Origin of the sequence: Stenotrophomonas terrae (assembly GCF_039674165.1) — a bacterium.
In the GTDB taxonomy this organism is placed as follows: Bacteria; Pseudomonadota; Gammaproteobacteria; order Xanthomonadales; family Xanthomonadaceae; genus Stenotrophomonas; species Stenotrophomonas terrae_A.
On record NZ_JBDJMY010000047.1, the window covers coordinates 21,560 to 33,698 of the forward strand.

Annotated in this window: 7 protein-coding genes; 5 read left to right on the forward strand and 2 right to left on the reverse strand. The window is 66.4% G+C overall.

What is annotated here, in order from left to right; all coding sequences use genetic code 11:
• Positions 1 to 5: 5 nt before the first annotated feature.
• A complete protein-coding gene (gene hemE / locus ABE493_RS16365; protein WP_346499939.1) occupies positions 6 to 1,079 on the forward strand; it encodes a uroporphyrinogen decarboxylase in 1,074 nt (357 codons plus the stop codon).
• Between the two features lie 232 nt (positions 1,080 to 1,311).
• Complete coding sequence (gene mdtD / locus ABE493_RS16370) at positions 1,312 to 2,733, forward strand: multidrug transporter subunit MdtD (RefSeq protein WP_346499940.1); 1,422 nt, start codon at positions 1,312 to 1,314, stop codon at positions 2,731 to 2,733.
• A gap of 13 nt (positions 2,734 to 2,746) precedes the next feature.
• Here mdtD and ABE493_RS16375 read toward each other — a convergent pair whose 3' ends face one another.
• Both ABE493_RS16375 and ABE493_RS16380 read right to left on the reverse strand, forming a co-directional pair.
• The gene (locus ABE493_RS16375) at positions 2,747 to 6,304 is read right to left on the reverse strand and encodes a sensor histidine kinase (protein WP_346499941.1); all 3,558 of its coding nucleotides are present in this window, start codon (positions 6,302 to 6,304) and stop codon (positions 2,747 to 2,749) included.
• A 46-nt stretch (positions 6,305 to 6,350) separates the two neighbouring features.
• Positions 6,351 to 9,887, reverse strand: coding sequence for an ATP-binding protein (locus ABE493_RS16380; RefSeq protein WP_346499942.1), 3,537 nt, complete (start codon positions 9,885 to 9,887; stop codon positions 6,351 to 6,353).
• 183 nt (positions 9,888 to 10,070) lie between these two features.
• Here ABE493_RS16380 and ABE493_RS16385 point away from each other — a divergent pair, with 183 nt between their 5' ends.
• From ABE493_RS16385 to ABE493_RS16395, 3 genes are read left to right on the forward strand one after another with little or no spacing between them, the layout of a single operon-like run.
• Positions 10,071 to 10,769, forward strand: coding sequence for a YceI family protein (locus ABE493_RS16385; protein ID WP_430980804.1), 699 nt, complete (start codon positions 10,071 to 10,073; stop codon positions 10,767 to 10,769).
• A complete protein-coding gene (locus tag ABE493_RS16390; RefSeq protein ID WP_346499943.1) occupies positions 10,766 to 11,344 on the forward strand; it encodes a cytochrome b in 579 nt (192 codons plus the stop codon). Before ABE493_RS16385 ends, ABE493_RS16390 begins: the two co-directional genes overlap by 4 nt.
• On the forward strand, positions 11,341 to 11,913 hold the full coding sequence (locus tag ABE493_RS16395) for a YceI family protein (RefSeq protein WP_346499944.1): 573 nt from the start codon (positions 11,341 to 11,343) through the stop codon (positions 11,911 to 11,913). The genes ABE493_RS16390 and ABE493_RS16395 overlap by 4 nt, the downstream gene beginning before the upstream one ends.
• Positions 11,914 to 12,139 lie beyond the last annotated feature (226 nt).

Below are 12,139 nucleotides of genomic sequence, written 5' to 3' on the forward strand. Positions count from 1 at the left end.
TCCATGTGACCAGCCCACTTCGCAACGACCGCTTCCTGCGCGCCCTGCGCCGCGAACCTGTGGACTACACCCCCGTCTGGCTGATGCGCCAGGCCGGCCGCTACCTGCCGGAATACCGCGCCACCCGCGCCCGCGCCGGCAGCTTCCTGGGCATGGCCAAGCACCCGGAAATCGCCTGCGAAGTGACCCTGCAGCCGCTCGAGCGCTTCGACCTGGATGCCGCCATCCTGTTCTCGGACATCCTCACCGTGCCGGACGCGATGGGCCTGGGCCTGTACTTCGTCGACGGCGAAGGCCCCAAGTTCAAACACCCGGTGCGTGATGTCGCCGCCGTCGCCAAGCTGGCGGTGCCGGACATGGAAACCGAGCTGCGCTACGTGATGGATGCAGTGCGCCTGATCCGCCGTGAGCTGGACGGCAAGGTGCCGCTGATTGGCTTCTCCGGCAGCCCGTGGACGCTGGCCTGCTACATGATCGAAGGCGGCGGCAGCAAGGATTTCGCCCGCATCAAGGCAATGGCGCTGAACGAGCCCAAGGCCCTGCACCAGCTGCTGGAAGTAGTGACCGACGCGGTCATCGCCTACCTGTCGGCACAGCGCGATGCCGGTGCGCAGGCGTTGCAGGTATTCGACACCTGGGGCGGCGTGCTGGGACCGGCGATGTACCGCGAATTCTCACTGCGTTACCTCAACCGCATCGCCAGTGAACTCAAGCGCGGCGAAGGTGCCGAGCGCACCCCACTGATCCTGTTCGGCAAGGGCACAGGCCAGTACGTGGCCGAGCTCGCCGCCAGCGGCGCCGAAGGCGTCGGCGTGGATTGGACCATCAGCCTGGAAGACGCCGCGCGTGCGGTTGGCGGCAAGGTCGCACTGCAGGGCAACCTGGACCCGACCACGCTGTATGGCTCGCCCGACGCGATCACCCGCGAAGTCGGCAAGGTGCTGGAAAGCTATGCCGCCGGCAATGGCGGCTCGCGCGAAGGCCATGTGTTCAACCTCGGCCATGGCATGTCGCCGGACATGAACCCCGAGCACGTCGCCGTGCTGGTGGATGCGGTACACCGCCTCAGCCGCCGCTGAATCCTGAAGGCCCGGGGCAACCCGGGCCTTCGCTTTATGTAGTGCCGAGCCATGCTCGGCAAGGGCCGTGCACATGAGCCGGCCGCTACCGGTGACGCCTCTGCCGAGCATGGCTCGGCACTACAGAGCTGCTGCTACGGGTGACGCCACTGCCGAGCATGGCTCGGCACTACGCGGCATCTGCACATGCTTCGGAGGACAATAGGCGCCTGCCTTAGCGCGAGCCGTCCTGATGTCCCCTGCTCCCCCCAGACCACTGCCCGCCAGCTCCGCCCAGAAACCACTGCTGTGGTTGGTGTCACTGGCCATCTTCATGCAGATGCTGGACTCGACCATCGTCAATACAGCACTGCCGGCGATGGCACGCAGCCTGGGCGAAAGCCCGCTGCAGATGCAGTCGGTGGTGTTCAGCTATGCGCTGGCGGTGGCCAGTTTCATTCCCGCCTCGGGCTGGATCGCCGACCGCTTCGGCACGCGCCGTACCTTTCTCGCCGCGATCGTGCTGTTCACCCTGGGCTCGCTGGCCTGTGCCCTGTCACCGACGCTGCAATGGCTGGTGGCCTCGCGCGTGCTGCAGGGCATTGGCGGTGCGATGTTGCTGCCGGTTGGCCGCTTGGCGGTGATGCGCTCGGTTCCGCGCGACCAGTTCCTGTCAGCAATGAGCTTCATCGCCATCCCCGCGCTGATCGGCCCGCTGCTCGGCCCGACCATGGGCGGTTGGCTGGTGGAGGTGTGGTCCTGGCACTGGATCTTCCTGATCAATCTGCCGATTGGCGTGGCCGGCTTCCTCGCCGCGCTGCGGATCATGCCCGACCACTACGGCCAGCAGAAACAGCGCTTCGATCTGGCCGGCTACCTGATGCTGGCCTTCGGCATGATTGCCTTGTCGCTGGCGCTGGATGGGGTCTCGGCGATCAACTCGGCGCATGCGCTGGTGCTGTTGCTGGCGGTGGTCGGAATTGCCGCCCTGGCTGGCTACTGGCTGCATGCGGCCAGCACCAGCAACGCGCTGTTCCCGCTGAGTCTGTTCAAGGTGGTCAGTTTCCGCATCGGCATTCTTGGCAATCTGTTCTCGCGTATCGGCAGCGGTGCGATGCCGTTGCTGATTCCGTTGTTGCTGCAGGTCGGCATGGGCCTGAGCCCGATGACGGCCGGGATGATGATGATTCCGGTGGCCTTGTCCGGCATGGCCGCAAAACGTGCGGCGGTGAGTCTGGTGGAACGCTTCGGCTATCGCCGCATCCTGATGATCAACACGGTCTGCGTGGGCCTGGCGATGGCCAGCTTCGCGCTGATCAATGCCAACCAGCCGCTGTGGCTGCAACTGACCCAGCTGGCTATCTTCGGCGCGGTCAATTCCATGCAGTTCACGGTAATGAACACCGTCACTCTGCGCGACCTGGACATGCATCAGGCCAGCAGCGGCAACAGCCTGCTGTCGATGGTGATGATGTTGGCCACCGGCTTCGGCGCGGCTACCGCCGGCAGCCTGCTGGCGGCCTTCGGCACCCATCTGAACGCACACGGCGCGACCGCCGCCCTGCACGCCACCTTCCTCTGCGTGGGTGCGATCACGCTCAGCTCGACGCTGGTGTTCTGGCAACTGCCCGACAACCGCCCGCACCCGCGCGCCGTTGAAGAAGTCGTCGAATAAGCCTGCGCAACCCTCACTCCGGTGAGGGCTGCGCCTGCTGCCGGCGTTGCGCATCCAGCACCCCGGCAATGGCTTCCAGCAACATCTGCGCGGTCACCGGCTTGCGCAGGAAATCGGCGAAGCCTGCCTCGCGCGCCTCCGGTTCGGCTTCGGTATCGGAACGTGCGGTCACCGCGATCAGCGGCATTTCATAGCCCATCGCCTTCACCTGCCGGGCCAGCCCGAAGCCGTCGATGCCGGGCAGATCCAGGTCCAGCAGGCCCACATCGAATTCCTGGGTGGAAAGCTCGGCCAAGGCCGCCAGACCATGCGCGGCATGCACCACGCCATGCCCGTGCACCTCCAGCAGGCCACGGATCACCGCAGCGATGGTCGGGTCATCCTCGACCAGCAATACCTGCTGCGGCGGCAGACTCATCCACGCGCTGGTGGCGACGTCATCCTCGACCGATGTGGCAGGCACTTCCCAGGCCAACGGCAGATGCACGCTGAAGCAGGTGCCTTCACCCAGGCTGCTTTCGACCTCGATGCTGCCGCCCATTGCCACGGTCAATTCATTGCAGATGGCCAGGCCCAGGCCACTGCCACCGTAACGCGCAGCGGTGCGCGCGCCGTCGGCCTGTTCAAAGCGACGGAACAGGCGTTGCCGCTGCTCGGCACTGATCCCCGGGCCGGTGTCGCTGACCTGGAAACACACGCCCTTGCCGCCTTCCTGCAGCCTCACCCGCAGGCTCACCGAGCCGTGGCTGGTGAACTTGATTGCATTGCCCAGCAGGTTGAGCAGGATCTGCCGCAGGCGCATCACATCGCCGGTCAGGCGTGTGCGCGGTGCGGCGGCGTTGTCGAATTCGAAGTCCAACCCGCGGCGTTTGGCCAGCGGTTCCATCAGCCCACGCACATCCTCCAGCAACTGCCGCAACTCCAGCGGCTGGTTCTGCAGCTCCAGGCGGCCGGCCTCGATGCGGGCCAGATCCAGCGCGTCGTTGACCAGCCGCAGCAGGTGTTCGCCGGCACGCCGGATCGCCTGCGTATAACCGCGTTGGCGCTCATCCAGGGGCGTGGCCAACAGCAGCTCGCTCATGCCCAGCACGCCGGTCATCGGTGTGCGCACCTCGTGGCCCAGCGTGGCCAGGAAGCGGGTCTTGGCCAGCGAAGCCTGTTCGGCCAACTCCTGCTTGTGGCGCGCCAGCTGCCACTCGTTACGCCGGCGCAGGCGCCGCTGGTACAACCACGCGCCGCCCAGCAACAGCGCCACGCCCACCACGACGGAGGTCATAACCCCGGCCGGGCTGCGTGACCATGGCGGCTGCACGCGGAACGCCAGCGTCTGCACCGGCGACCATACGTTGTCCGAAGTAGCGGCCTGGATTTCCAGTTGATAGCGCCCCGGCGGCAACCGTGAGAACACGCGGTCACCGCTGGCGCCTACATCCACCCAGTCGGGGTCGTAGCCGGCCAGGCGGAAGCGGTAGGTATTGGTCGCCGAGTCGGCAAAGGACAGCAAGCGTGCGGCGATGCGCAGGTCGCGGTCGCCGTCGAGGATCTGCAACGGCGATTCCTGGGTGAGATCCTTTTCCTTGTCCCCACGGCGGACGCTGACCCGCTCGATGATCAGTGGTGGCCGGCGGGTGGAGGGCTTGACCTGGTCGGGGTCGAACAACACCACCCCGTCCGGCGTACCACCGGCCAATTGGCCGCTGCGCGCCTGCACCAGCGAGCGGCGCCGGAACTCCTGCCCGGGCAGGCCATCGTGCACGCCGTACAAACGCACCGAACGGTTTCCCGGGTCGATGCGGATCAGGCCGCGGGCACTGATTGCCCACGCCACGCCCTGTGCATCGGCCAGCAGGCCGGTTGCAGCCAGCATCGGGAAACCCTGTTCAACGCCGACGCGGTCGAGCAGGGTCATGCGCTGCGCGTCCCACAGGTAGCGGTCCATCCGCCCCAGCCCGGCAATCCAGACCACGCCGGCATCGGTCACGTTGAAGGTGGATACGCGCCCCGTCGGCCCACCCGGCACGGGCGAGAACCGTGCACTGGACGATTGCCAGGCATGCAGACCCGCGCCACTGGCCAACCATAGCTGGTCACCCGGACCGCACTGCATATCCTCTACCGATGCTTCCGGCAAGCCGCCCTGGCCCGGCTGCAGATGCAGCAGCACATGGCCATCGGCATCGCGTTGCTGAATGCCACCGTCTTCGGAATAGATCCAGATGCGGCCGCCATCGCAACTGCGCACGATATCGGCATCGCCCTGCATTGCCGCGTCGGTGCGGTCGTCGCTGTGCCAGCGCAGCACGCTGTTGTCGCGCGGGTCGTAGCGCACCAGCGCATCCAGGCTGCCAATCCATACCTTGCCGCGCGCATCCTCGACCAGCGATTGCGGCCAGTTGTTGCCGTCGATCGGCGCCAGATGATGCTGAACTTCGCCAGTCCCAGGATCCAGGCGATCCAGGGCACCGCGGGTGCCGGTCACCCAGATGCCGCCATTGGCCGAGGGAGCCAACGCCAGGGCATACGGATTGCGCAGCGAGGCCGGATCATCCAGATGCCGCGACAGCACCGAGAACTGTCGCCAGCTGGGCGGCAGGTGCCACAGGCCGGCATTGGTACTGGCAAACCACAGGCCACCTTCGCGGTCTTCGTAGGCGCTGGACCAGTTCGGCTTGACCAGGCCGCGTTCCTGCGAGCTGTACAACGGCACGTTGCGCATCACCGTGCTGCGGATCCGGCCAAGGCCGGCGCGCGTATCCAGCCAATAGCTGCCATCGGCCGAATACTGCAGCATGTTGAACACTTCGCCGGGAGTGGCGCCAGGCCAGTTGGCCGGCTCGAAGCGACCATCGGCATGGCGCACGACCACGCCTTCGTTGGTGGCTACCCACAGGCGGCCCTGCTTGTCGACTTTCAAACCGTTGATGCGCGGGGAAGGCAACACCTCGCTGCCGACCCGGTCAAAACCGCCACCATTCCAGCGCGCCAGCCCGCCCTTGGTACCTACCCACAAGCTGCCGTCCGGGGTAACCGCCAGATAGGTCACCGCTGCCGCCGGCAGGCTGTGTGGGTCACCTGGCACCGGCATGAAACGACGGATCCCGCCGTCCGGATCAAGCCTGTGCAGGCCACCGGTGGCGGTGCCGAACCAGATGCTGCCGTCGGCGGTGGAGGTGATTGCCCAGATGGTATTGCTGCCGATCTGCGGATAGGTCTGCTGGTCGAAGAACCGGAAGCCAAGCCGGTCCGCCGACAGCATCACCAGACCGGCGTTCTGCGTGCCTATCCACAAGCGGTTGCTCTTGTCCGAATGCAGGCTCCACACCACGTTGTCGCGCAGGCCGTTCTCCGCGCGCCAGATTCGGTAGTTGCGCCCGTCGTAACGGGCAAGCCCGTCGCGGCTGGCCAGCCACAGGTAGCCGGTGAGATCTTCGGCAAAGGCATTGATGTTGCTTGAGGGCAGGCCGTCGGCCACGGTCAGCTGACGTGGCTGCGGTGTTGCCGGCACCTCGGCCTGCACCGACTGCATCGCCAGCAGTAGTCCGCATACCAACATCCCTGCAAGCCATTTCATCAAACCCTGCCTCCTGCAACGCGCGGACGGCGCGTCTGTGATGGCGCTATTGTGCCTGTCTCTTGCTGAGCGCCAATGCCTCGGCTATCGCATCGACCAACATCCGCCCGGTCACCGGCTTGCGCAGGAAACCAACCATGCCCGCCGAACGTGCCAACTGTTCGGCCTTGCTGTCGGCCCGTGCGGTCACCGCGATCAACGGCAACATATGCCCGGAACCACGTAGCTGGCGTGCCAATGCAATCCCGTCCAGCGCCGGCAGATCCAGATCGAGCAGGCCGATGTCAAAGTCCTGCCCTGCTACTTCAGCCAGTGCCGCCAGTCCGTGCGGGGCATGCACCACGCGATGGCCATGTGCGGCCAACAAGCCGGTAATCACCTGCGCCACGGTCGGGTCGTCTTCGACCAGCAGCACCTTCAGCGCCCGCGTGGCGCCAACCGGTTCAACCGTACCGGCCGGCACAACATTGCCGGGCTGCCAGCGCAACGGCAGTTCCAGCACAAACCGGGCGCCTTCGCCCAGCCTGCTTTCGACGCGGATGCTGCCACCCATCGCCATCGCCAGCTCCTGGCAGATCGCCAGGCCCAGCCCACTGCCGCCATAACGCGATGCCGTGCGGTTGCCATCGGCCTGCTCGAAGCGCTGGAACAAACGCGTCTGCTGCTCGGCACTGATGCCCGGGCCGCTGTCGGACACGCTCAAGGTGATGCCGTCCCCGTCCGGGTGCAGCTGCGCGGCGACCGCAACCTTGCCGCGCTCGGTGAATTTGATGGCGTTGCCCAGCAGGTTCATCAGGATCTGCCGCAGGCGCATGGCATCACCCACCACCATCACCGGGGTCGGGAACGGCGCTGCCGATTCAAACAACAGCCCGCGACGCTCCGCCATGGGCGCCATCAGGGCGCTCACCTCCTGCAGCAGGCGGCCCAGATCGAAGGGACGATTATCCAGTTCCAGCCTGCCCGCCTCGATACGCGCCAGATCCAGCGCATCATTGACCAGGCCCAGCAGGTGCGTACCGGCCTGCTGGATCGCGCTGGCGTAGCGCTGCTGACGGTCGTCCAGCGAGGTGCCCAGCAGCAGTTCACTCATGCCCAGCACGCCGGTCAGCGGCGTGCGCACCTCATGCCCCAGCGTCGCCAGAAAGCGGGTTTTCGCCTGCGAGGCCTGTTCGGCAAGTTCCTGCTTGTGCACTGCCAGCTGCCACTCGCTGCGCCGCCGCACCCGCCGCCGATACGCAAACACCGCCGCCGTTGCCAGCAAGGCCAGCAACAAGGCCCATAGCGCCAATGCCCAGTTGCTGCGCCACCACGGCGGCGCCACGTCGATCAGCAGCGACTGCGCGTTGGTCCACGGCCCATCGGCAGCGGCAGCCTGCACGTCCATGCGGTAACTGCCCGCAGGCAGGCGCGATACCAGGCGTTCGCCATCGCTGCCCAGATCCACCCAGTTCTGGTCGTAACCTTCGATATGCACACGGAAGCGATGCCGCGCCGGGTCCACGTAGGACAGCAGCCGCCCGGTCACGCGCAGATCACGGTCATTGGGGCCAAGCTGGATCGACGATCCCTTCAAACGCTGCTCGCGGGCGGCATCATCGCGACGCACGCCCACCGATTCGATCACCAGCTGCGAGCCCACCGGCACGGCGACCTTGGCATCAGGATTGAAGCTGAGAAGACCGGTGGCCGACACCGCCAATGCCCGGCCGCAACCCGCATGTGCCGGCGGCCGCGCGGTGAATTCGGTATCGCTCAGGCCATCGCCCTCCTCCAGCATCCGCACCCGTGACGCTCCGGGTTGCCACCACAGCAGCCCACGCGTCGTCGTCGCCCACAGCTGACCGCTGCAGCCCACGACCAGTCCGCCCATCGCCACCGCAGGCACGCCCTCATCGGCGCTCAGCCGCTGGATCAGGGAAAATCCTTCGGCATCGTGGCGGTAGTGTTCCAAGGCACCATCCCGTGCCAACCAGGCGGTGCCGTCGGCAAGGAATACCAGGTCATAGACCATGCCGGCCGATACCCCGGCCAAGGTGACGAAGCGCCGGCCATCAAACCGTTGTACGCCGGCACCGCCTACCAGCCAAAGGCTGCCATCGCTGCCCAGGCGCAGTTGTTCGACCAGTTTTTCCGGCAGCCCGGAGGCCTCGCCCTGCGGATAGTCGGCCAACAAGCGTCCGTCCGCGGCGCGGTGCTGCAGGCCGTAGTTGATGATCGACAGCCACATGCTGCCGTCGCCTGCCAGGCGCATCAGATCCGCGCGCGTTGCCGGATCATCGCCTACCCCCAGATCAATGCGCCGGGCCTGCCCATCGGACGGTCGATACAAGGTGAGGCCACCGGCGCGGCCCAGCCAGATCACCCCATCGCCACCGCGCTGCACCGACCAGATGCTGCCGGGGCCGAGCTGCGCCTCGCCGGCCAGCTGCGACAACTTGCCGGCCCCATCCAGCTGATACAGGCCGTGCCCGCCCACCACCAGGAAGCCTTTGCCGTCAGCGGCCGAATTGATCAGATACAAGCTCTCCAGCGACTTGCCATTGAGCTGGTAGTGACTGGAAAAACGCGACCAGTCCGGTCGCAGATAAGCCATGCCCTGGGTCAGCAGGGCCGTCCAGATGCCGCCTTCATGGTCCTGCAGCAGATCCAGCACACCGCTGTTGCCGGTCAGGAAGCCACTGCCGCCGTCGCCTTCCAGCAACTGCATGCGCTGCGCATCGCCGCGATACAGGCCATTGGAGCTGCCCATCCAGTAACGGCCATCGCGATCATGCAGCACCACCGCTGCGCGGGTCTGCGCGGCTTGCGGCCATGGGGCGGGCGTTACCTGGCCCTCGTCCGACACCCGGTAAAGCCCGGCGTCGGTGCCGGCCCAGATGCCACCGTCACGGTCGCCGCTCAGGCGGATCACGTCCTTGCCGGCGAGCAGTGGCGACTGCACCGTCGCGAACCCGTCGCCACGCTTCCAGCGCACCAAGCCGGAGGTGGTACCGATCCATACGCTGCCGTCCTTGCCTGGCAACAGCGCATAGATGGTGTCGTCGGGCAGGCTGCGCGGGTCCTCGGGCCGGTGCTGATAGCGGCTTATTCGGCCGTCGGGATGCAACAGGCAGATGCCGCTGCCACTGGTGCCTACCCACAGATCGGTGCCCTGCATGGCCAGCGCCCAGACCTGCTGGGTGCAGATAGCCTCAAGCTCGGCGAAACGGGTGAAGCGCTGCCGGCTGGCGTCCAGCATCGACAGGCCTGCACCGTTGGCGCCGACCCAAACCCGGTCCTGCGCGTCGATCAGCATCGTCTCCAGGGTATTGCCCGGCAGCGAACCGGATACCTGCGGGTCGTGCCGCCAGACCCGCAGATGAGCGCCGTCGTAGCGCGCCAGGCCATCGTCGGTGGCGGCCCAGACATAGCCATGGCGGTCCTGCGCAAGCGCGAGCACGGTCCGCGAAGGCAGGCCTTCGGCCACGCTCAGCCGCCGCATGCGCGGCGTTTCGGCCAGATCCAAGGCCATGCCCCAGCACGGCCACGCCAGCAGCCCTGCCAGCACGCACCGCCGTACACCCCGAAAAATCCGTTTCATCAACGCTCGACACTCCCCATCGCAAGCTGCGGGCAACAACCTCCATCGCCGGCGACTGTAGCGCCGGCGCCCGGCCCCGGCAAAGTCACCCAAACCGACTACGTAACAAACCGTTGCGCAATATGCGCACAAACCGTTACCTGCATACGCCTAGAATCCCCCTTCCCGTTATGGAGCCCGACCTTGCTGCCACGCCTGCTTCTGCTGATCTGCAGCCTGCTGCCCGTTGCCGCCCTGGCAGCGAACGAGCGCTATCGGCTCGATCCTGTGCATACCCGGGTGCTGTTCGCCATTGACCACGCCGGCTTCTCGCAGGCATTGGGCACGGTGTCCGGCAGCGAGGGCGTGCTCGACTTCGACCCGCAGGACTGGGCCACGGCCCGTCTTGACGTTGCCGTACCGATCACCCGGCTGGATCTGGGCGATGGCAAATGGAACCAGGCCACGCTGGCGCGCAACCTGCTGGATGGCGAGCGTTTCCCGCAGGCACGTTTTGTCTCCACCCGCATCGAACCGATCGATGCCAGCCATGCCCGCGTGTTCGGCCAGTTGACCCTGCGCGGCGTCAGCCGTGAGGTGATGCTCGATGTCACCCTCAATGCACTCAAGCGCCATCCGCTGCCGCCGTTCCGCCGCACGCTGGGCTTCTCGGCTACGGCCAGCCTCAACCGCGCCGATTTCGGCATCAACGCGTGGCCGTCGGTGATAGGCGGCCAAGTCGCACTGCGCATCGAGGCCGAAGCCGTGCGCGATGCAGGGGCCGAAGCAGCACCGGCAATTCCCGCGCCGGCACCCACCACAGACAGCAGCCTGGACGACGCCGCCGAGGCGGCCGTGAAAGCAGCCCAGGACGCCGCAACCCAAACGGAAACCCATCCATGAGCCTGAAAAACACCGCCCAACGCTGGGGCAGCGTCAGCAAGAGCCTGCACTGGCTGATCGCCCTGCTGATACTTGCGTTGGGTATTGTCGGCCTGACCATGGGCGAGTTCCCCAAGACGCCCAAATATTTCTGGATCTACACGATGCACAAGTCGATCGGCATCAGCGTGCTGGTGCTGGTGGCAGTGCGACTGGGATGGCGCCTGTATGCCGGCGCACCGGTGCCGGTACCGGGCACGCCCGGTTGGCAGGAGCGTATTGCCTCGGCCACGCACTGGGCGCTGTATGTGCTGATGTTCGCCATTCCACTGGCGGGCTGGATGTACGACTCGGCCAGCGGGTTGCGCCCGTTCAAGCTGTTCGGGCTGGTTGAAATGCCAAAGCTGGTCGGCCCCAGCGAACAGCTCAGCCAGGTCTCCCACGCCATCCACGAATGGGGTTTCTGGGCGCTGATCCTGCTGGTGCTGGCGCATGCCAGCGCCGCGTTCTATCACCACATTCATCAACGCGATGCCACGCTGACCCGCATGCTGCCGCAAGGCTGGCTCAACGCTCCCCAGAAGGACCCCGCATGAACATCAAACTGACCTCTCCCGCCGCCGTTGCTGCCGCACTTGCCGGCATGCTCGCTGTCGCCCCGGCGATGGCTGCCGACTACCAGCAGGCGCCCGGCAACGGTTCGATCCTGGTGTTTGCCAGCAAGTACGACGGCGAAGTTTTCACTGGCAGCTTCCCGGGCTTCCAGACCCAGGTCAGCTTCGACCCGGCCAACCCGGCCGCCGGCAAGCTTGACGTGACCATTCCGTTGGTTGGCGCCAAGAGCGGCAACAGCGACCGCGACTCCACCTTGCAGGGCGCGGATTTCTTCAACGTGGCCCAGTTCGCCCAGGCCCGCTATACCGCCAACGGTTTCCGTGCGCTGGGCAACAACCAGTTCGCCGCCGACGGCACCTTGGAACTGCGCGGCATCAGCAAGCCGGTCACCCTGACGTTTACTTGGGCACCGGGCGCACAGCCGGTATTGACCGGCAAGGCAACGGTCAAGCGCCTGGACTTCGGCGTGGGTGGCGGCGACTGGGCCGACACCAAGACCATCCCCGACGAAACCGCGATCAGCACCATCGTCAAGCTCAACGCGAAGTAACAGGAACCGGTAGTGCCGAGCCATGCTCGGCAGAGGCCGATAAAGCCTGCCCTCACCCCAACCCCTCTCCCGCAAACGGGAGAGGGGCTTGCAGTGCCGAGCCATGCTCGGCAGAGGCCTTACCCATAGATCCACCTGTAGTGGGGGGGGGGGGGGGGGGGGGGGGGGGGCGGGGGGAGGCGCGGGGCGGCGGGAGGGGGGGGCGGGGGCGCAGGAGAGGGGCGAG